The following is a 20977-nucleotide window of genomic DNA, read 5'->3' on the forward strand; positions in this document are numbered from 1 at the left end:
GTGATGGAAATGAAGAAGCTCATAGGCAACGTCATACTCACCATTGGTCTCGTTGGGGGAGCTATCACGGCTGCCAGGATACCGCCAATGTGGAGTGGCCTGGCGGTTTCGCTCGGCGTCATGGCCGTTGGCATAGTCCTGAGAAGGCAGGGTGCCAAAGAGGAGCTCCACAGAGCTGCCCAGAGCGGAACCGGCGGCGTCAAGGAGCTTGAAAGGCTCCTCACCGAGAGTCTCTCAAGGCTCGAGGCCATAATGGACGCCCCAAGGGAGAAGGTTCTCAGTGAACTCACCGCCATACTGGAGGAGCTCGAAGAGTTCGCGGAGAAGGCCCAGCCCCTCAGGATAGAGGGCCTCATGACCTATGGAACCATAATGACGGTCTTCAGCAGGGGCGAGAGGGCCCTCAACAGAGCCTGGAGCGCCTTCGCCGACGGCTATGAGGAGGAGGGAAGGAAGTACCTGCGCTTTGGCTACGAGGATCTGAAGGAGACCCTCCAGGCCATCAAGAGCCTGAGGGTCTGACTCTCTTTCCTCTTCTTCTTAGCTGTTATTATGCCCTTTTTGGGAGCGAAAAGCTGTGGGTGGTTTTGGCTCTTTAGAAAGATTGGGGATAGTTATTCAACAACGTAGGTGTGCACCATTAATCCACCGTGCCCGATGAGCCTGTGGTGGGCAATCTTGAAGCCGTTCTCCCCTATCGCCTTTTCTATGGCCCTCTTCTCCGTCGTTATGAAAACGCCGCGCTTTTCAAGAACCTTGGCCAGCTCAGCAAAGAACTCCATGTAGAGCTTTGGTATCATGCTCTTCCTCCCGATTTTGAGGCCGTAGGGCAAGTTGCTCACCGCGAAGTCAACGCTCTCAACGTATTCGCTCAGCTTCGTCGCATCGCCGAGTATAAAGTCTATCCTGTCGTAAACTCCAGCGGCCAGTGCGTTCATCTCGGCCCCACGGAGGTGCTTTCTGTACTTCTCAAGGCCAAATATTTTGCCTCCGTAGCCTCCCAAAGCCAGCTCTATCGGAATCGTCCCACTTCCGCAGAAGGGGTCGATGAAGGGCCCACCGTCTGGCTTGGCCAGCTCTATGAGCGCGTTGGCTATGCTCGCCTTGAGGTGCGCTGGGTGGTCGTAAACTCTCCAAGGCCTCTTGTGGAGGGAAGAATCGCCGGTGGTGTCTATCCCGAGGAAGAATACTTCACCAACCAGTTCCGCTCGGAAGATAACCGCTGGATGGTCGAGGTTAACTTTTGGCGTTCCGTATCTGCTCAGCCTGTCAAAAATTGCCTTTCCGACGGTTTTTGCTATATCAACACTGGTTATCTTGTGTTCTCCTTTCCTGAAGGAGCGAACCGCGAAGCTCTCACTGACCTTGATGTATTTTTCCACCGGAAGGGAAGCCACGAAGTCTTCGATTCTCTTCAGCGCGCTCTCTGGTTCGTCCTCACTTATTCCTTCGAACCTCTCGCTCGCTATCTCAACTATGACGCGGTGGAGCAGTCTTGAGCGTTCGTTTAAATATGTCGCAACGCTCAGCTCCCTCTTTCTGCCCTTCTCGTCGGTGTAGAAGGCCTCGCCTACCTCGGCCAGGACTCTACCCTCTACGCCCAGCGGCTTCTCCTCCACTCGAAACTGAGCTCCAAGCTGGCTGAGAAGGTTCTCCACTTCGGCCTTTGCCAGATCCTCAATCCCCTGGGAGGTCGTGACTAACAGCCTCATCTTTCATCACTCCATTATCACAACGACACCCTTCCACTTCTTTCCGAAGCACTCGCTAGCTATAACTTGCTTTCCTGTGAGCTTTTCAAGGAGCTTTATTCCGCCGTCACACTTCTTGAAGCCCGTCGCTATTCCAACGGTGAAGCCCTCTATCTCCCTTACCCCAACCCGCTTCGTGTTGTCAAGCTTTTCCCTCAGCTCTTCGCCGTATTTCCAGAGTATCCTCCTTGGGTCGAGGAGCAAATCCTCCTCGATGCCGTCAAGAACACCTTCGAAGTCCCAGACGAACTCTTGGCCTTTCTCCTCTTCCTTTCCGAAGAGGGTGAACCTTCCGGTCTGCCACTCGCGGAGGAGCCAGCGAGCCGTTTCCTCAAGGTCAACCTCGCCGCCCTTCCTGATTATGCCCTTGCGCTTTCCTATCTCCCTAAGGATGTCTTCTTCGCTGGAAAAGTCTTCAATGCCAAACTTCTCCGTTAGCGCCTCCTTTCTCGTCTCCAGGATTCTGCCGATGAGCTTCAGTGCCGGCTTAACTGGTTCCTCTATCTTATCTGCGGGAAAGCCTCCTTTGATGACTAGCTCATCGAAGTCATCTATGGGAACCACTCCGGGACTGTCGAGAAGCCATATCTTCTTGCTCAACCGTATGAGTTGTTTCCCCTTCGTGTAGCCGGGAATGGGCGCGGTTCCTACAGCTTTCTTTCCCTTCAGTGTGTTGATTATCGTGCTTTTCCCAACGTTTGGGTAACCTATTAGGGCCACCTTTACCTTTTCCTGCTCGTTCAAAAGCTCTTTCGCAAGTTTTTTGATCTCTCTCCTGAGTATCCCAGTTCCTTTCCTCTCGCGGGCTGATATAAAGACCATCGGAAGCTCGCTCTTCCTCTTATATTCTTCGGCCCATTCTTTGGGAACCAAATCAGCCTTGTTCATGACGATGAGGAGCTTTTTGCCTTCCTCCAGGACGAGCTTTTCCAGCTTCCTGTTCCTCGTTCCTATCGGGTCTCGGGCATCTACTACCTCGATGATTATGTCGGCCTCACCTATTACTTCCCTCACAACTCTCCACGCTTTCCTCTGTTTCATCTCGCACCACCGTTATCTCAAAGATGACAGTCCCGCCGTCAGTGTACGGCGGCCCAGGGTCAGGGCACTGCACGTATGCTTTCTCACCCTTACCGAGGCCAAGTTCCTTGGGCTTAATACCCTTTCGCAGTACAACTATGTACGGCAGTAGCGAGGCAAGAGCATGCGTGCACACAGCATCGGTCTCCTCTAGGTTGATGGTTGGGCCGTCAATCACGATTTTGTCCCCGGAACGAAAAACGGGACATTTTCCCCGAATTTCCACTACTCGAATCTCTAACCGCTCCATACCACCACCGAAATCTAAATAAAGCTTAAGGTTCAAAAAACTATTTGATAGGAGAAGCTTATGATAACGGTTGATGGTGGTGCTCAACGTGTCCGAGGATATTGAGGCGAAGATTCGCCGTTTGAGAGAGCTGGGCAAGGCCAATGCAGAGCCCGATGCTCCAAAGGTGGCTAAACCCCCAGTCAAAAAACCCCCTAAAAAGCCCCGCTCCATCGGGAGCATTAGAGAAAGGGAGAGGAGGAAAAAAATTCTCACTGGTGCGGCTATTGTTATAATTGTTATTCTTGTACTCTCTGTGGGAGCGTACGTTTATCTTCAAAACCGTGCCGCGGAGAAGCTTGCTCAGGCGAAGAATGAGAAACTGGCGGAGGTCAACCAGTACTTCCAGGGGGAAATAATGAACAGCACTATTGGTCAGCAGACCAAGCAACAGCTGATAAACGAGATTAATTCTGCCCAGTCGGTTGACGAAGTAAATGCTATAGACGTTGCAGCTGCCTATCAGAAAGCTTGGCAGGAATATCAAGCCCACCTGGAGGAGCAGCGGCGCTTGGAGTATGAGAGGCAACTCAACCAGACCAAGCAAGAGAAAATACGGCAGATAGAGCTCGAGTTCCAGCCACTTCTTTCGATGCCCCTTCCAGATGACCTCAAAAAGAAAGTTGTGGATTCCATGAAGAGCCTCGAAGAGCAGGTTGCGAGCTCCACCACGATAGAGCAGGTTGATTCTATCACAGTGGCTCCGTACCTCCTTGAACTATGGAAAGATTATTACTACTACATAATCGACACTATACCGACCCAGAGTGTCATACTGGAGAAGGGTACTACAAAGAAAATCGTTACAAAGGCCGAGGCCAAGTCCATTCTTGGTGGAATACTGGATTACAAGGAGCTCATTCAGTACAAGATTTACAAGGTTGAGTTCGTTGATATCGCCCTTGTCCTCTCGAGGGACAGGATAAACGGTGCTTTCCTCGCTCCGGGCGACAAGATAATGATATTCGCCAAGAACAGCACCAGCGCACTGTTCCAGGAGATCGTAAACGAGGGTTATGTCGAACTCGTCCTCTTGCCAACCGAGGCTGGAGCCATATCCGTCAACGAGGCCCAGACCCAGACCAGCTCCTCGAGCACTTCCTCGTCCACCCAGTACACTGAGGACCACACCACCACTTACACTCCAGGAGACACCTCTATAACCAACGGGCAGGCCATCAGCGACGTTTACAGCAACACCCAGACCGCCAGCCAGAGTGCTTCAGCCAGCTACAGCTATACCGTTGACCTCACTGAGATCCTCAAGGCAATAGCGGCAGGAAAGATACAGGCCAGCGAGGACGTTAAGGAGCAGCTGAGGAACTACGGGTGGGAGATAGTAGACCTTGAGAAAGAATCGGGCATGCTCGTGCTCGATCCAAACACCCAGTTCCTCGTCATCGTGAGGGTTCCATCCATCTTCGTGCCCGACATCCTCTCCAACCAGCAATATATCTACATCGCGAAGGTCGCGACCTGAGGTGATGAACATGAAACGCCTCGCAGTGCCTCTCTTTATTCTTTTGTTAGCTTCGTCTCTAGTCAGTGCAGCGACCTACGATCTTCCCGGGGACAACTACAATAACATTGGCATAATGGGCGAAGTCACGATAAATCTGAACGTTACTATTGTCAACACCGCTCCCTTCCCGAAGTTCATCATACTCAACCCGCGCTATGAATTCACGGTCTACAGGCTCGACAATACTGAGACGATGAACGCGTTCCTCATAGGGGGTAATGTGGTTCACAACCTATCAAACATCCAAAAGACAACCCTCAACTACTATACCGGCTTCTGGATACTCCCCTATGAGACGGTCGTCGTGAATTTTAGGATAACCTCTCACTATCCCTACGTTGTCCCCACCGCAGACTATCAGACCATCTGTGGGGATCTGGCTAAAATAACATCCGTTGAGTACAATGGAAGCCAGGTTACCGGGGTCATAGAGGACTTGGATGACATCTCGGTGTTGAGCTGTGGTGTCATGTACCCGCAACTCATAAACACTCCCAAGGTCTTATACCTGAGGAGCATGTTCCCAATGGTTGATGGACATATCAGGATCCTTAAGTACGATGGAACGGTCACTTTCCGCCTCACCAACGTCCCGAATCAGGCGGGGCTGTTTAACACGTTCTTTGCCGCGTCGATACCAGTTATCTTCGATGGTGCTGAAATGTACGACTTTGTTCCTAACTACACCATGACCTACAAGGAATACCTGGAGAAGTTTATCTGGGAGTACAGGGGTCTTAATCCTCCCCAGAGGACTTCACAGCCACAGCCTCTTCCTCCTATGCCAGGAATGTTCCAGCTCTCAAACACTCTCATAAGTGGAGTCTCAGTTGGAGCTCCCCAGGTCACCATTCCACAGTCCGAGGAGTTTGACTTCCCTGTGTGGATAATCTTCATGGGCAGTGGTGTTGATATAACCTATCACGTTAGCTGGAAGAATGAGGGACGGTGAGAGTTGGTGCTGGGGGAGAAAAAGAAGAAGAAAGGCCTCTCATGGATAGATGAGATACTTAACGAGGAGGATGATCTCCTAGAACACGTTCTTAGGGGAAATAAGAAAGAAAAAAAAGATGAGGAAGAATCTCCCTCATTTATTAAGGAAGGGGGAGGAGTGGACTTAGGAGAGATTCTCAGTACCCCCACTCCGGAGGAAGCAGTAGAAAATAGGCCAACCGGCGCCGAAGTTTTGGGTGAGATACTGGCCAAAGAGACTCCACCAGAGAAACCCAAGCCCCTAGAGAAAGCAAAACCTAAGGTTCCGTCGACCCTTCAGGATATACTAGGGGCATCGGTCCGTATTGAAGAGAGCGCCTATGCAGGAAGGGCTAAAGTCCTTGACGCCTACGGTAACGTTCGTATCCTCAAGGTTAAGGGTGAAGCTGTCCCAATATATGAGATAAAGCTGCCCAAACTAAGTCGTGAGGAAGAAGAGCTTCTCAGGCAGGTAAGGGAAAGGGCCATAACTGAGCTTCAGATAGACCCCACAGCATTCCCAGACCTCGAAGAGCGCCGGCGGGTATTCATGAACGCCGTTAGGAGGATGATAAGGGAGGTGGCACCCCACTTCTCGGAGGGCAGGATAGATATACTCGCAGAAATAATTGTCCAGTCGATGATAGGCTACGGCAAGCTCGATCCCCTCGTTCGCGACGACAACCTTGAGGAGATAATGGTAATCGGAACCAACAGACCCGTTTACGTCTGGCACAGGCGTTTCAACATGTGTAAGACCAACATCGTGTTCCCCACAGACAAGGAGATACTCAACATAATCGAACGCATTGCTAGGGAGGTTGGTAGGAGAATAGATCAGCAGAGCCCGCTTCTCGATGCCCGTCTGCCCGATGGTAGCCGTGTGAACGCTACCATACCTCCCATAAGTCTCGATGGTCCGACCATAACCATCCGTAAGTTCAAGAAAGATCCACTCACGATCATCGACCTCATTAAGTACGGAACTATGAACTCGGACATAGCGGCCCTCCTCTGGATATTCGTCGATGGTCTCGGTGTTAAGCCAGCCAACGTCCTTGTCGCCGGTGGAACCGGTTCAGGTAAGACCACAACATTGAACTCACTTGGCATGTTCATTCCACCAAGCGAGCGCGTCATCACGATCGAAGACACTGCTGAACTTCAGCTCCCGGTTGAGCACTGGGTCAGGCTTGAGACCAGACCACCGAACCTCGAGGGCAGGGGAGAGGTAACAATGGATGACCTCGTCAAGAACACCCTTCGTATGCGTCCAGACAGGATTATCGTCGGTGAGGTTCGTGGTCCCGAAGCAAGAACTATGTTTACTGCAATGAACACGGGTCATGATGGATGTATGGGAACCATCCACTCCAACTCCGCGAGGGAAACCATAATACGTCTGGAAAGTCCTCCGATGAACGTTCCGAGGATCATGATTCCAGCCCTCGACATAATCATAATGCAGGTTAGGTTCCACAGCAGGAAGAAGGGAACCCTCAGGAGAATTACTGAGATAGCCGAGGTCTCTGGTATCGAAGGAGAAAGCGTTCAGCTCAACAAGCTCTACAAGTACGACCCCGCAAAGGACGACCTCGTCCCAACTGGGGTTCCGAGCAGGACTCTGAACGACTTGGCCCACCATACCGGAATGAGCATATCCGAGCTGGAGTTGGAGAAAGAGAAGAGGAAGATAATCCTTGACTGGATGATTGAAAAAGGCATCAGGAGCATTGAGAAGGTAGGGTACTACATAAGGCAGTTTTACATTGACGAAGAAGCTCTGTTCAAGAAGATCGAAGCCGATAGTAGCGTCGAAACCAGCAGGCAGATTAGGAATCTGATTTAGGGTGATGATCGTGGGCATTGTTAGGGCTTTCACTGACTTTCTGGAAAGGCTGGGCGGAAAGACCATAGAGGTTGCGGAGAAGCCCATTAGAAGGGTTCCCGAGGGAAAGAGCGTTCAGGAACGATTGAGGGCACTCAAACAGCTTCAAAAAGAACTTGAAATGGAGAGAGAATTCGTAGAGACGGAGGAAGAAATAGAAGAAATCCTCGAGTGGAGAAAGCAGGAAATTCGGAATCCCTTCTCGGAGAGACTCGCAGAGGCTGTGCTCCGCTATTTCAAGGGTCCAGTTGAATCTCTTACCAACTCCCTCAAGGGCCTGGATCAGGATCTCTACCGCGCCAACATTCTTATGCCCAAGGATAAGTATGTCGCCCTCATGCTCAGTGTTGCGGTATTCGCGGGAATATTCGGATTTCTCTTCGCGTACCTCTTGTACATGCCGATAGGTACTTCCCTACTGGTGGGTCTCTTGGGTTTTGTCGGAGGATTCATATACATGAGGCAGTATCCAAAAATGGCCTGGAAGCGCAGGGTAGTTGAGGTTGAGAGGGCAATGCCGTACGCGCTCAGGCACATGGCTTCCCTCCTGAGTGCTGGTGTTGGCATCTCCGAAGCGATACTCTCCGTTGCCCGTGCCAATTACGGTGTTATCTCTGAAGAGTTTGAGCTTATAATCAGGGATATGAGAACCGGCTCCTCTTTTGAGGAGGCACTTTCAAAGTTCGATGAGAAGATGGGTTCGGAAACCGTTAGTAGAGTTGTCAAGCAGATACTGAGGGCTGTAAAGTTCGGTGGAAACCTCTCGGAGATCCTGTACAAGCTGGCCGAGGATTTTGCCTTTGAGTACAGAATGAAGCTGGTAGAGTACGTCCAGAAGGTCAACGGTATAGCGTTCATTTATATGTTCATGACGATAGTTATGCCGACGATGTTCGTCGTTGGAATACTGGCGGGCTCGGTGATGGCTCAGGCTCTCATAATGCCGCTAGAAACCCTTGCGGTGATTCTGCTGTTCGCATTCCCAGCACTGTCTTTCATAATAGTTAACATGATTAAGAAGGGAGAGCCGAGGTGAAAGCAATGCCCCGAGGTATATCTTCAATTTCAACTAAACTCGTTGAAAAGCTTCTTCCAGAGAAGTGGCTGAAGCGTTATGAGGTGCTCGTATACTCCGCTGGAATAAACTTCCTAGCTGCTGAGTACCTCGTTGTTTCGTTTCTTGTTGGGATAATCGTTGCCCTCATAGTTGACATGTTCTTCACCGCAGCATACGCGGCCGTTGCGTTTTTGGCGCTGTTTTTTGGAATGGCGTTTGGCTACCCCCACTGGAAGATAAACAAGCGCATTGAAGAAATGGAGAGGATGCTTCCAGATGCCTTCTTCTATCTTGCCAGCTCTTTGAAGGCTGGTATATCCTTCTCTGAGGCCCTTGAAGAGCTTACCACTACCAAACTCGGGGCACTAACTGAGGAATTCAAAAAGACAGTGGCAGAGATAAAGAAGGGCCGCTCCACGGCCGACGCCCTCAGGGCCTTTGCCGTAAGGAACAAGAAGTCCACGGTTATATACAGATCCATAATGATTATAATTGAGGCCCTTGAAAGGGGTGCCCCGATGAGCGATGTCTTGGTCTTTGTTGGAAACGACGTCAGGGAAATACTCAGAATCAAGCAAGAGCGCAAGGCATCAACTGGCATGCAGGTGATGTTTTTCATAATTACCAGTGGAGCGATAGGCCCGTTGATCCTTGGAATAGTTTCGCAGGTAATGAAAGCCATGAGCATTGGGGAGGTCACATTTCCAATAGATGCTATACAAACGATACTGCTTGGATTTGTCATCCTTCAGGCGATAGTTTCCGGCCTGGGAATAGGCGTCATAAGAGAAGGAAAGTTTTCAGCAGGCCTGAAGTACAGCCTGCTGCTCGTGGTCATGGGTGTTGCGGTCTTCAAGGGAGCTTCAAGCTTCCAGCTCGGAGGTTTCTGATTCCTCCGCCTTTTGTATGTCCACGATCTCGACCTCAAAGATGAGGGTTTTGCCCGCGAGCGGGTGGTTGAAGTCGAGCGTAACGTTCTCTTCGCCGACCTTTGCTATCTTGGCGATCCCCGAGTCGGTCATAACATACATTCCCTGAATTGGTTCTATGCCCACGTTTGAGAACTCGGTTATCGGCACCTCTATGATAAGTTCAGGGTTCGGCATCCCGTAGCCCTTCTCAGGCGGTATCGTGATGGTTTTCTTTTCTCCGATTTCCATTCCGATAAGGGCCTCATCGAGGCCGGGAATTATCTCACCGACGCCAACGTTAACGCCGAGGGGTCCATATTCCCTGTCCTCGACATATATTCCATTTTCCTTTGCAACGTCCTCGTAACTCGTGTCAAAAATCTCTCCATCCTCAAACCTTCCGATATAATTAAACACTACAAAATCTCCAACTTCTACTTTCATTTCCTTCAACTCCAAAAGTGCCTTCAGGGGAAGTGGACTTACATCCTTTATAACGGTTTTGGTTGTACTTTTATTAAAGAAGCGAGGTAATGTATATAAGGAATAAGCGAGTTAATTCCAATGAGGTATAGGAAATGGGACATCTCTCAGATAGACTCCGGGAGGAGTATAAAGACCTTCAGATCAAGGAGGTTTACGCCACAAAGCTTGGAGACACAGACATTGAGATCCTTGAGGTCTCGAAGGATGAGCAGAAGTTTATAGCCATGTTTCAGAGCCGGCTCCTCAAAGATGGTATCTTCCAGTGGTCTCTCATAATAACAAGCGCAAACAATACGAGAACCATCAAAGGTCTGGATCCAATGGACGGCATAAAACTTGCTCTCAAGTCGAGCATAGACGCCATGATCGCTGGGATGAAAGAGTGAACCTCTACCAACGTCTAAAAATTTGGACAAAGAGGGGCTACTCCTCGGGCAGAATGTAGTAGACGTAGTGCGGTCTATTGGTTATCTCGTCGATAAAGACGACCGTTCCGGTCTTGGGGGGCTTGAGGTAGTGGACTTCGCCTTTCTTCGTCGTTACCGCTGCGAAGGCATCGCCCGTTCTAACACGATTGCCCACGTTGGCTATCAGCGTTTTGCTGAACCCCTCAACGGGAAGCAGAAGTAGCTCGTCACCTTTCTTCAGATATATCCTCGTCCTGCCATCGGGAAGGACGAGAACGGCATCTACCTCCATCCTGCCCTCGAGCCTGTCCACGTAAAGGTAGAACCTGTCGTAGACTTCCTTGGCGAGGAACTTGGCCTTCTCGATGTCGACGAACTCTGGAACGCTCTCACCCTTCCTCAGCCATACCTCAACCTTGTCCATGATGATGAGGCAGTCCCTCGAAGCCTTGTTGTTTTCGATACACCCCTCCTTGGGGACTTCAACGTAAAGCTTTGGCATCCTCTCCATACATATCACCTGACCTTTACCTAGGGGTAAAAGTTTTTAAACCTGCCTTTCATACTACACCCGATAAAAATGTCCACCAGGGTAAAATTTCTAGCTCTCTTTGGACTGCTGTTTTCATTGATGACCCTTATGCTCAACTACGGCGCTACGACCTCTGAGGTTTCTAAGGGGAATGAGGCCAAATTTACAGGCATCCTCCTCGTTCTTCTTGCACTGGTGGGCCTTATAATTATCATTGAGGTTTTCTTGAGCTGGAGGGATATTCCCCAGAAGAGAAAGGACCTGTACCGCTTTAATGAAGCTCTTTACTATATCCTCTGGGCACTGAGCGCGGTTGGGGTCGTCTTTATATCCTACGGCATCGAAAACATGAGGATTCAGCCCCTTCCAATCAACGCATCCAACAACACCTCCTCAGTAGGAACAGCCACCGCTCCAGCACCGGTTTACCACAACTCAACCCTTACCCCCGGAAACGAGATGTTTCCCACGACGTTTGCCCTCTATCTTGCACTGCTGGTTGCCCTCGCTGGCTTTCTCTACTTCACACTGGTTTACTACCGTGAGGCCCTCAAGAAGAGGAAGAGGAAAGAGATGAAGCTCAGAGCGGAGCTGTTCGATAAAAAGCTCGACGAGCTCGGCCTTGACATGTTCAGCGACTCGAGGGAGGCTGTTGTTGGCATATACAAGAACGCCGTCCTCTGGCTTGAGGTTCTGGGTATTCCTTACAAGGAGAGCTGGACTCACTGGGAGCATGCCGAGCGCGTTAGGTACATGCACGACGCCTTCGTCGAGCTCACGAGGCTCTTCGAAAAGGCCAAGTACGCTCCGGAGAAGGTAACCTGGGACGATGCAAAAAGAGCGCTTGATGTTTACAGGAAGATGAGGGGTGGACTGAGTGAGGCTCAATAAATACCTTCTTCTCCTCGCGGCGGTTCCAGCGCTTGTGGCAGCAACTGCTGGCTCTTATATGGTCAGATGGCTATCTGTGCTTTTCCTTGGGGTATTGCTGGCGCTCTTCCTCTTTGGCGTTGAGCTTCAGGTTGCAAGACCGGAGTTCAAGAGGGCCAAGAAAGTTGAGAGGAAAACGGACGTCGAGAGAACCGTTGCTCTGATAGAGAAGGCCAAGAGCGGGAAGGTGGCGCGAACCCTCATAGAAGAGAAGATAATCGAGATATACGCCACCCTTTCAGAGGAATACAATCAGACATACCTGAATCTTAACTCTGACCCCAACGAGGCTCTCAGGGTTCTCCGCTCTGAGGGCGACTTTCTCGATAATCTTGAGAAGGCCCTAACGATTGTGGAGGCGGATCTAAATGAAGGTAGAAGAGGTAAGCCTGAAGGGTAATCTGGTCTTGGAAGAGGTCAAGAAGGCCATAGTAGGAAAGGACGAGGTGCTCAAGTTAATCCTGACGACCATCTTAGCCGACGGCCACATACTGCTCGAGGATCTTCCGGGTCTCGCAAAGACCCTGATGGCGAAGAGCTTCGCCAAGGCTTTGGGTGTTGACTTCAAGCGCGTCCAGTTCACTCCAGACCTGCTTCCGAGTGACATTCTTGGCGTGAGCGTCTTCAACCAGAAAACGCTCGAGTTCGAGTTCAAGAAGGGGCCGATATTCACCAACATCCTCCTCGCTGACGAGATAAACCGTGCCCCTCCAAAGACCCAGAGTGCACTCCTTGAGGCAATGCAGGAGAGACAGGTCACAGTGGAGGGTAAGACCTACGAGCTGCCCAAGCCCTTCATAGTTATAGCCACCCAGAACCCAATAGAGCAGGAGGGAACCTACCCGCTCCCAGAGGCCCAGCTCGACAGGTTCTTGGTCAGGCTCCGCGTTGGCTACCCTAGCAGGGGAGAGGAAATAGAGATACTCCGCAGGAGAATGGCAAGGAAGAAGGAGGAGGTGGACATAAATTCCATCCTTACTCCCGAGGATGTCGTGAAGATGCAGAGGGCAATCGAGGATGTCTACGTCAGCGACGCCATCCTTGAGTACATAACGGACATCGTCATCGCCACCCGGGAGGACAGAAAGGAGATAGAGGTCGGTGCCTCCCCGAGGGGAAGCCTTGCTCTCCTCAAGCTCTCCCGCGCCTATGCCGCACTCGAGGGCAGGGACTACGTGATTCCAGATGATGTTAAAGCGATAGCCGTTCCTGCCCTGAGCCACAGGCTCATCCTCAAGCGCGAGCTCTGGTATACTAAGGTCAGCCAGGAGAGCATCATGGAGAAGCTCCTTGAGCGCGTTCCCGTTCCCAAGTTCGAGTGAGGTGAAAGAGTGGCCGAGAGCGGTGAGGTCATACTCCGGACCCCAACGGACGTCAAGGGCAGGGAAGAGCCTGCAGGACTAGCTGGGAGAATGATGCCCACCGAGAAGGCCGAGGAGATACTGATAGCCCTGTGGCTCATCGTCCTCTTTGCCTTTCTCTTGCTCCGCTGGGAGATGGTTTACCTCGTTCTTCCAATTCTCTGGCTGCTCTTCATAGCCGTTTTCTTCTTCAAGCCCAGCCTGAACGTTGAGATAGAGCGTATCATTCCCCATGATCGCTTTCTAGAGGGCACCGAAGTCGAGATCCGGCTCAGGATAAAGTCCCATGAGAGAATCCCGAGCCTTAAGCTTGTGGAGGACATACCGCCCGGCCTTGAGCTCGTCGAGGGGAGCAGGGAGCACGTGCTCTCCCTAAAGAAGGGCGAGGAGAGAACGCTTAGATATAAGGTCCGTATAAAGCGCGGAATCCACGAGTTCAACTGGGTCGAGCTCAGCTACCGTGACCCCTTTGGCTTCTTCAAGGTTGATAAGAAGATTGAGCTCTACACGGAAATCGTTGGTGTCCCAATAATCGAGGACGTCCCCACCCCATACTCCACAAGGGGAACGAAGATAACCGTCGGTCCACTGCCGTCGCCAAGGGTCGGCGAAGGTGTCGAGTTCCACGCGATAAGGGAGTACCAGCCCGGTGACCCGCTCAAGATAATCAACTGGAAGGCCACTGCGAGGACTGGAAAGATAATGGCCAACGAGTACGAGAGTGAGAGGAAGGTGGACGTCGTCTTCATCGTCGATTCCTCCTACACGGGAGAGCTCGTCTTTGACCATCTCGTCCGCGCTGCTGCCTCGCTCATGCTCGACGCCCTTAACAACGGCACGAGCTTCGGTTTGCTACTGGCTGAAGAAGTCCCCCTCTGGATCAGGGTGGACTACGGAAAGAGGCACTTCTTCAAGTGCGTTGACTTTCTCAGCACAGCAAAGCCGGACAAGAACAACCTGATTGCCTACCAGGTTGAGCATCTCATAAAGTCCCGCTTCCCGGCGAGGGCTCAGCTGCTATACTTCTCGCCCCTTCTGACGGAAGAGAGCAGGGAGGCGCTTAAAACCATGGCGAGGTACGGCTACAACGTTGTTATCATAAGTCCCAACCCATACACTGCCCTCGAGCCGAAGAACAGGGAGGAGGAGCTGGCGTTAAAGCTCTTAAACCTGCAGAGAAAGGCCATGCTGAGGAAGATGGCAGCCTATGGAATAATAATCGACTGGGACGTCAGGAAGCCCCTCAAGTCAGCGATAGCAGAGGTGATGAGCCTATGAAAATAAAGAGGCGGCTCTTTTCAGTGATTCCATTGGCTCTCCTCTTTGCGCTGCTGGCGAGGATTGATGGTAGGACCCTCTTCCTAATCCCCCTTGGCCTTATGGGAATCCAGTGGTACTTCATCGGCTCCCTCTTCCTCGTGACCATTGGAGCATTCCTGATATACACGCGCACCGGCGGTCTCTACGGCCTCGCGATAATGGCCCTAACCCTTCTGGCCATCGAGATGGGCTACCTCGACAGGGAGAGGGCTCCAAAGGAGCACTACTTCGTCGTCTTAGCTGCGGTGGTGCTGGCTTTTCCAACTTACCTCCTCATGGAGAGCATCTCCCCTGCCCTTCCGAGGCTCGAGGTTACTGCCTTGGCCGCTTTCCTGCTCATAGCCCTGTACGTCTTCGCGAAGGCCGTTGCTGAGAGCTAAACCTCTATGCTCCAGCTCCCCATCTTTTTGAGGATCTCGCGGGCTCTCTCAAGACCCGTTCTAACACACTCCTCGAGCGGTGCTCCCTTCGAGTATCTCGCCAGGAAGCCGCCCGCGAATGCATCTCCAGCCCCGGTCGGATCCACGATCTCCTCGGGGCTTATTGGGAGTGCTGGGAACTCTTTGAAGGTTCCGTCGTAGATTAAAACTCCCCTCTCGCCCCTTGTGATGACCACCAGCTTCGCGCCCCAGTCGTGGAGAGTCCTCGCGGCTTCCTCCACGGTCTCGGCTTTCGTTATCGTTAACGCCTCCCTCTCGTTGGGGAAGATAACCTCAACGCGCGAGACTATCTCCTTCATAAGTTCGGTTTTCCTCTCGTAGTCTTCCATGTAGGTCGGGTTGAAGTCGAGGCTTATCCTTTTCCCTTCGAGCCTTTTGATGGCTTTTAGCTGCTCCTCTGGGGGAATGGGGGCTATGTGGAAGAGTTCGGCTTTGAGGTATTCCTCGGGAATGGGCGTTTCCCCCATGGCCTGGGCAACTCCCATGTCAACGGGTGCATCCACGCTTCCGTCCTCGTGGTATATCATGTAGATGTGTATTGTCCTTCCAGGGAGAACCTGAACGCCTCTAACGTCGAGGATCAATGAGAGCTTCTCCAGCCACTCCCTCGGGAAATCCTCTCCCACCTTGGTAACGAGGCCTACCTTAGCCCCTGCTAAGGCCGCGGAAGTCGCCACTGCCGTTGCGGCTCCTCCTGGAAGGAGTATCTCCTCCTTGCCTGGAAACCTGAGATGATCTATTGAGACATGACCGAGCACGACGAGGTTCATCATCATCACCGTCTTTTATTTTGGCCATCATTATGAACCGGTCTTTAAGCGATTTCCGGTTGAGTAATCGATTTCTACCCCTCCGTTCAGATGTTCATCGAAAAGATTAAAAGAGCCTAATTCCAATGCTGAATCAAAGACAGTGGGGTGGTTGCCATGGAGGAAGTCTTCCAGAACGAAACCATCAAGCAGATTCTCGCCAAGTACAGGCGCATCTGGGCCATTAGCCACGCCCAGAGCGTTCTCGGCTGGGACATGGAGGTTAACATGCCGAGGGAGGGCATACTCGAGCGCTCCGTTGCCCAGGGTGAGCTTTCCGTTCTTAGCCAGGAGTTCCTTCTAAGGCCTGACTTTGTCGAGCTCGTCGAGAAGGCGAAGGGAATCGAAGACCTCAACGAGTACGAGCGCGGCGTCGTTCGCGTCCTCGACCGCTCAATCAGGATAAGCAAGTCCTTCCCACCCGAGTTCCTCAGGGAGATGAGCGAGGTAACGAGCCAGGCAACGAAAGCATGGGAAGAGGCTAAAAGAACCAACGACTACTCCAAGTTCGAGCCCTGGCTCGACAGAATCATAGACCTCGCCAAGAGGGCCGCTGACTACCTAGGCTACGAGGACGAGCCCTACGATGCCCTGCTCGACCTCTTTGAGGAGGGGACAACCACCAGAGACGTCGAAAGGATGTTCAAAAAGCTGGAGAAGGAGCTTAAGCCGCTCCTCGAAAAGATAATGGAGGAGGGAAAGGTCCCGCAGAGCCACCCGCTCGAAAAGGAGAAGTACGAGAGGGAGCAAATGGAGCGCGTTAACCTCTGGATTTTAGAGAAGTTCGGCTTCCCGCTCGGCGTCCGCTCAAGGCTTGACGTCTCTGCCCATCCGTTCACCACGGAGTTTGGCATAAGGGACGTCAGGATAACGACCAGATACGAGGGCTACGACTTCAGGAGGACCATACTGAGCACTGTCCACGAGTTCGGTCATGCCCTCTACGAGCTCCAGCAGGATGAGCGCTTCATGTTCAGCCCAATCGCTGGAGGCGTCTCCCTTGGAATCCACGAGAGCCAGAGTAGGTTCTGGGAGAACGTAATCGGAAGGAGCAGGGAGTTCGCCGAGCTGATTCATCCCGTGCTCAAGGAGAACCTGCCCTTCATGGCCACCTACACGCCTGAGGATGTTTACCTCTACTTCAACATGGTCAGGCCGGACTTCATCAGGACCGAGTCCGACGTTGTAACCTACAACTTCCACATACTCCTTCGCTTCAAGCTCGAGAGGATGATGCTCAACGAGGGCGTCAAGGCGAAAGACCTCCCAGAGCTCTGGAACGAGGAGATGGAGAGGCTCCTTGGCATAAGGCCCAAGAATTACACCGAGGGAATACTTCAGGACATCCACTGGGCCCACGGCACTGTCGGCTACTTCCCAACTTACAGCATCGGAACGCTCCTTTCAGCGCAGATATACTACCACATGAAGAGGGACATTCCGGACTTCGAGGAGAAGGTTGCCAGAGCCGAGTTCGAGCCCATCAAGGCCTGGCTGAGGGAGAAGATACACCGCTGGGGCAGCATCTACCCACCGAAGGAGCTCTTAAAGAAGGCCATCGGCGAGGAGCTGAACCCGGACTACTTCGTCCGCTGGGTGAAGGAGAGGTACCTATGAGGTTTAGGTTTAGTCTTCCAATCCTAGTTCTTTTAATTGTTTGTTCTTAATCCATTCTTTTATGAATGGCTTGATTTTAGGATATCCTTTGAGAATCTCAAGTACTGTTCCACCACCTCCTAAAATTAAACCAGCAATAGCTCCAGGTATTCCCAATAAATATATTAGGAGTGCAGATAGCGCTATTGCACTTCCGGTGCATACAATAATAGAATATCTATTGGCTTTTTCATTTGATATCTTCTCAACACGTTTTAGTATCTGTTCCTTTTGTATTCTTTTGCCCTCTTCAATTAGTTCAGGTTCTTTTTGTTTTATCAGTGTGGTGTATTTTTTCTCTATCTCTTGTTCTTTCCTCTTTTCAATATCCTTTTCCATCTTTTTTGTAGCTTCTTCTATGGACTTAAGAACAAACTCTTCGTTTATTTCGTCTATTTCCTCTTCTGAGAATTCCAAGAGTACTGTTTCAATGTAGTCATGATAAAATAACGTTGCAATGTCATCTTGGGAAATCTTTCCCGACTCCTTTAGACGAAGTACTATCTGGTAAAACTTCTCCCATATTCCTCTTGCTACTAAAAGGGTATTAGAGTATGAGGCGATTATTACATGCACGGGTAGATTTGGATTTAGTGTAGGATCCTTGAGCCATAGTATAGTAGCTAGTAGCCTGTCTGGTATAACTTCGGGTATTGTTCCTGAGATTTTGTGCCCAAAGGTTTCTAAGTTAAATTTACTTAATTTGAGGTCTGATGTCAAAAATATGTATTCTGCATTTTCAATCTTTCTGGGCGATTTTCCTCGCTTCTTTTGTATTAGGCATATAGATGCTAAATCATGATTTTGGGACTCAAAAAATGCCGTGTCTGAATTGTACATGCTTTGTGGTTTATATTTTGCCAGTTTTAACCTGATCTCAGATGGGTTATCCACACAATCTGGGCTATATCTGTTTAGGTCTATATCGGTGTGTTCAATCTCTATTCCCAATTCTTTCACGCTGTCCTCAAGAGTTGCTATGAAGTAGTTTACTTGAGGTTCTTTCCACCCTTTCTTTCGAAGTATGTCATATAAGGAATCGACACGGATTTTGCTTGAATATTTAGATATCGCAGTTGGATAGCCCTTAACAACCCTAACCATCTCCGCTAAAGTAAAGTCAAAAACTTTTATTTTGAATTGAGAATATTTTTTTATCATGTCGAAAAGTTCCTTTGTGGCTTTATTTCTCTCTTTTGTATGAAGTTCAAATAAACTGAACAGAAAATTAGAATCTAAGTAAATAGTCAATGGTGTGAACTTCTCTTTGATATTTTGATCTGTATGATCATAAAATAAAGCTATTGATATTATCGAGCCGAGAATTATCTCTTGAAATATCTCAAACATATCATCATTGTTTTCGTATATATGTTTGATGTATTTATAAATTTCAATGTCGAGCTTTCTCTGTTCTTTACTTTTCTCTTTTTCCTCAGGGAATGGGGAAATGTGGGACGACAAGAATCCAATTAGGAGATTGATATTGGACTCAATAAATCTGAAGAATCCCTCCTCTACTCTGTCTTTTTGATATTTTGGGGTGCTACTGGGTGAATTTCTATTAATAAATTCGGTCATGTCAAGCAAAAATTTGTTGAGTCTTCTTTTTTGTTTCTCCTCTATGTCGTCTATAGATTGTATGAATTCCAGCCCTTTTTTGGTAAGGACATATTCGTGTTTCTTGTTATTATATTCGATATACTCGTCTTTAATTGCCCTTTTTATTATTGTTTCGAGGGCGTATCTTGGAATATCAAATCCAAATCTGAGATTGATCATGTCCCTAATATCTTTGATCTTTGAATACGAGAAATCTTGGGGGAGAGCCCTAAGAACAAATGGGTAAAATACTTCAATATAATCATGGCCTTCCCTATGAAGGGCGTGAATTAGGGCATATGAGTATAATTTGGTTAAAGGTTGCATTGCTCTTCCTCCATGAAAATTGTATTATACATTCAGTCTAAAATAATAAACAAGCTCTTAGGTACATAAGATTTACGCAATTAAAGAACACTTATACCTTTGTGTTTTCATAATGCTAGCCTCCAACCCACCCAACAGGCTCTACCTCTATCGCCGCAACACCGTACTTCTTCTCCTTATCCTCGCTGTAGAACTTTCTGTAAACCTTCACGCCTTCCTCGATGCTATCTACTCCAGGCAGGACGTTCTCGAGGCCCTCTTTCTCAAGCATCTCTCTGAAGGAGGAGTAAACTCTGATGTCCTTCACGACCACCATGAGCTTGTTCTCGAAGATTATCGTATCGCCCGGCTTTATCCCCTGCCTCTTCTCGTCGTAGAGCCTTCCCTCGACCTTCTTCCTGCCCTCGGCTATTGCCTTGAGGTACTCCTCCTGAAGACCCATTCTCCACGTTGCCATACTCCCACCTCACACGAGGTACCTGACGATGCTCGGGCTTATCCTCAGGAGCTTCGCGAGGAGCTTCGGTCTTCTAAGTATGGCTTTGGCGGTCTTAACATGGTCGTCGAAGTCGGCCTGACTCTCTATTACTTTCTTTGCCTCCTCACTTCCGAGAACCTCAAAAACCTTTTCGATGTCATCCTGACTCAGGCCTTTGAAGACTTTCCTGAAGCGAAGCCCGAAAGATATCTGTCTCTTTATGCTCTTGCACAGCTTTTCATATTCCTCGGGCCTGCCTTCGAGAAGGGCGCTTCTGAGGGCGTGAGCGCAGATCATCCCGTACACTATTCCCCCCGCCGTCGTGGGTTTTATCTGAAGTGCAGCGTCACCGATTAAAGCGACGTTGCCCCGGATCCATGGCTTTCTCACACCAAAACCGACGCTTCCGGCCTTGAACTCGACCACAGCGTTCGGCTTGAGCATCCTGATCTTGAGGAACCTGTAGAGTGCATCGAGGCTTCCGAAGGTTCCGACCCTTGCTAGACCTTCGTTAACCGGCGCAACCCAGAAGAAGAACTCCTCGTTTATGTCCTTGTTTACCCACACCTCAACGAAGTCCTTCCTCGGGAAGTCACCGACTACTTCAACCTCGTAGCCGCTCAGGAACTCGGCGTTTGTCTGAGCTCCAATGGCCTTCGCCACGGTGCTGCTCACGCCGTCGGCGCCGACGTAGAAGCCAGCTTCAATCTCAAGCCTCTCGCCGAACCTCTGAAGAACTGCCTTTCCGTTCTTGAAGCCTAGGAAAGTCGTGCCCATGTAATAGTCCACTCCACGCTTAGCGGCCTTCTCAGCGAGGCTCTTTTCGAGAATCTTTCTGTCCACGAGGTAGGCCTGGGGAGCCTTCCTTTCCACCTCAAAGCTCTGTATCCTTGAGTAGAAGACTGCCCCCCTCAGCCTGTTCAGGATGGCCCTCTCGGGAAGGCCGAGCCTCTCGAAGTTCTCGGCCCCTATTATGCCAGTGCAGGCTTTTCCTCCGAAGGAGCCCTTCTTCTCCACCACCGCGACGCTGAAGTCCCTTGCGAGCAGGTTAGCGAGATAATTGCCAACGGGTCCACCACCTATTATAAGAACGTCGTACTTCATCCTCATCCCTCACACTGGGTGCGTTTTTAAACCTAAAAACCTAACCTTTTCGGTG

Annotated in this window: 22 protein-coding genes; 13 read left to right on the plus strand and 9 right to left on the minus strand. The window is 50.3% G+C overall.

Annotated elements, in window-relative coordinates:
• Positions 1–3: 3 nt before the first annotated feature.
• Positions 4–522, plus strand: a complete 519-nt coding sequence (locus E3E23_RS06540) for a cell division protein (protein ID WP_240920753.1) — start codon at positions 4–6, stop codon at positions 520–522.
• A gap of 92 nt (positions 523–614) precedes the next feature.
• Here the strand turns inward: E3E23_RS06540 and trm14 are convergent, their stop codons facing one another.
• Genes trm14 through E3E23_RS06555 form a run of 3 tightly spaced genes read right to left on the minus strand, consistent with a single transcriptional unit; the run spans position 615 to position 3081 of the window.
• Positions 615–1712 carry a tRNA (guanine(6)-N2)-methyltransferase gene (gene trm14 / locus E3E23_RS06545; protein ID WP_167907305.1) on the minus strand — a complete coding sequence of 366 codons (1098 nt, stop codon included), beginning with the start codon at positions 1710–1712 and terminating at the stop codon, positions 615–617.
• Positions 1713–1718: 6 nt separating this feature from the next.
• Positions 1719–2792: a GTPase gene (locus tag E3E23_RS06550; RefSeq protein WP_167907307.1), complete on the minus strand. Its 1074-nt coding sequence runs from the start codon at positions 2790–2792 to the stop codon at positions 1719–1721.
• Positions 2746–3081: a TIGR04076 family protein gene (locus E3E23_RS06555; protein ID WP_167907309.1), complete on the minus strand. Its 336-nt coding sequence runs from the start codon at positions 3079–3081 to the stop codon at positions 2746–2748. Before E3E23_RS06555 ends, E3E23_RS06550 begins: the two co-directional genes overlap by 47 nt.
• A 73-nt stretch (positions 3082–3154) precedes the next feature.
• On the opposite strand from E3E23_RS06555, the gene E3E23_RS06560 reads away from it, so the two are divergent.
• From E3E23_RS06560 to E3E23_RS06580, 5 genes are read left to right on the plus strand one after another with little or no spacing between them, the layout of a single operon-like run.
• Positions 3155–4600, plus strand: a complete 1446-nt coding sequence (locus E3E23_RS06560; RefSeq protein ID WP_206205646.1) for a DUF515 domain-containing protein — start codon at positions 3155–3157, stop codon at positions 4598–4600.
• Between the two features lie 4 nt (positions 4601–4604).
• The gene (locus E3E23_RS06565; RefSeq protein ID WP_240920754.1) at positions 4605–5594 is read left to right on the plus strand and encodes a hypothetical protein; all 990 of its coding nucleotides are present in this window, start codon (positions 4605–4607) and stop codon (positions 5592–5594) included.
• A 6-nt stretch (positions 5595–5600) separates the two neighbouring features.
• Positions 5601–7463, plus strand: coding sequence for a CpaF family protein (locus E3E23_RS06570; protein ID WP_371807525.1), 1863 nt, complete (start codon positions 5601–5603; stop codon positions 7461–7463).
• A gap of 10 nt (positions 7464–7473) precedes the next feature.
• The gene (locus tag E3E23_RS06575) at positions 7474–8538 is read left to right on the plus strand and encodes a type II secretion system F family protein (protein ID WP_167907534.1); all 1065 of its coding nucleotides are present in this window, start codon (positions 7474–7476) and stop codon (positions 8536–8538) included.
• 5 nt (positions 8539–8543) lie between these two features.
• Entirely contained in the window at positions 8544–9449 is a 906-nt protein-coding gene (locus tag E3E23_RS06580) for a type II secretion system F family protein (RefSeq protein ID WP_167907313.1), read from the plus strand.
• On the opposite strand, the gene E3E23_RS06585 is transcribed toward E3E23_RS06580, so the two are convergent.
• Entirely contained in the window at positions 9423–9914 is a 492-nt protein-coding gene (locus E3E23_RS06585) for a peptidylprolyl isomerase (RefSeq protein ID WP_167907315.1), read from the minus strand. The two genes, E3E23_RS06580 and E3E23_RS06585, sit on opposite strands and share 27 nt — an antisense overlap.
• Positions 9915–10048: 134 nt before the next feature.
• Here E3E23_RS06585 and E3E23_RS06590 point away from each other — a divergent pair, with 134 nt between their 5' ends.
• Complete coding sequence (locus E3E23_RS06590; RefSeq protein WP_167907317.1) at positions 10049–10342, plus strand: hypothetical protein; 294 nt, start codon at positions 10049–10051, stop codon at positions 10340–10342.
• A gap of 37 nt (positions 10343–10379) precedes the next feature.
• Here E3E23_RS06590 and E3E23_RS06595 read toward each other — a convergent pair whose 3' ends face one another.
• Positions 10380–10874: a DUF2118 family protein gene (locus E3E23_RS06595; RefSeq protein WP_167907319.1), complete on the minus strand. Its 495-nt coding sequence runs from the start codon at positions 10872–10874 to the stop codon at positions 10380–10382.
• A 69-nt stretch (positions 10875–10943) separates the two neighbouring features.
• On the opposite strand from E3E23_RS06595, the gene E3E23_RS06600 reads away from it, so the two are divergent.
• The 5 genes from E3E23_RS06600 (at position 10944) to E3E23_RS06620 (ending at position 14886) form a co-directional block, all read left to right on the plus strand.
• Positions 10944–11786 (plus strand): DUF4129 domain-containing protein, encoded by an 843-nt coding sequence (locus E3E23_RS06600; RefSeq protein WP_167907321.1) that lies wholly within the window; start codon positions 10944–10946, stop codon positions 11784–11786.
• Positions 11773–12225 (plus strand): hypothetical protein, encoded by a 453-nt coding sequence (locus E3E23_RS06605; protein ID WP_167907323.1) that lies wholly within the window; start codon positions 11773–11775, stop codon positions 12223–12225. The genes E3E23_RS06600 and E3E23_RS06605 overlap by 14 nt, the downstream gene beginning before the upstream one ends.
• Positions 12194–13147, plus strand: a complete 954-nt coding sequence (locus E3E23_RS06610) for a MoxR family ATPase (protein ID WP_167907325.1) — start codon at positions 12194–12196, stop codon at positions 13145–13147. The genes E3E23_RS06605 and E3E23_RS06610 overlap by 32 nt, the downstream gene beginning before the upstream one ends.
• A 90-nt stretch (positions 13148–13237) precedes the next feature.
• Positions 13238–14464, plus strand: a complete 1227-nt coding sequence (locus tag E3E23_RS06615) for a DUF58 domain-containing protein (protein ID WP_167907535.1) — start codon at positions 13238–13240, stop codon at positions 14462–14464.
• On the plus strand, positions 14461–14886 hold the full coding sequence (locus E3E23_RS06620) for a hypothetical protein (protein ID WP_167907327.1): 426 nt from the start codon (positions 14461–14463) through the stop codon (positions 14884–14886). Before E3E23_RS06615 ends, E3E23_RS06620 begins: the two co-directional genes overlap by 4 nt.
• On the opposite strand, the gene E3E23_RS06625 is transcribed toward E3E23_RS06620, so the two are convergent.
• The gene (locus E3E23_RS06625) at positions 14883–15722 is read right to left on the minus strand and encodes a carbohydrate kinase family protein (protein ID WP_167907329.1); all 840 of its coding nucleotides are present in this window, start codon (positions 15720–15722) and stop codon (positions 14883–14885) included. The two genes, E3E23_RS06620 and E3E23_RS06625, sit on opposite strands and share 4 nt — an antisense overlap.
• Before the next feature lie 150 nt (positions 15723–15872).
• On the opposite strand from E3E23_RS06625, the gene E3E23_RS06630 reads away from it, so the two are divergent.
• Positions 15873–17372, plus strand: coding sequence for a carboxypeptidase M32 (locus tag E3E23_RS06630; protein ID WP_167907331.1), 1500 nt, complete (start codon positions 15873–15875; stop codon positions 17370–17372).
• A 9-nt stretch (positions 17373–17381) separates the two neighbouring features.
• Here the strand turns inward: E3E23_RS06630 and E3E23_RS06635 are convergent, their stop codons facing one another.
• From E3E23_RS06635 to E3E23_RS06645, 3 genes are all read right to left on the minus strand, one after another.
• Positions 17382–19340: a hypothetical protein gene (locus E3E23_RS06635; RefSeq protein WP_167907332.1), complete on the minus strand. Its 1959-nt coding sequence runs from the start codon at positions 19338–19340 to the stop codon at positions 17382–17384.
• 115 nt (positions 19341–19455) lie between these two features.
• A complete protein-coding gene (locus E3E23_RS06640) occupies positions 19456–19797 on the minus strand; it encodes an ASCH domain-containing protein (protein ID WP_167907333.1) in 342 nt (113 codons plus the stop codon).
• 9 nt (positions 19798–19806) lie between these two features.
• On the minus strand, positions 19807–20922 hold the full coding sequence (locus tag E3E23_RS06645; protein WP_167907334.1) for an NAD(P)/FAD-dependent oxidoreductase: 1116 nt from the start codon (positions 20920–20922) through the stop codon (positions 19807–19809).
• Positions 20923–20977: the final 55 nt, after the last annotated feature.

It is taken from the genome of Thermococcus sp. CX2, assembly GCF_012027555.1.
In the GTDB taxonomy this organism is placed as follows: Archaea; Methanobacteriota_B; Thermococci; order Thermococcales; family Thermococcaceae; genus Thermococcus.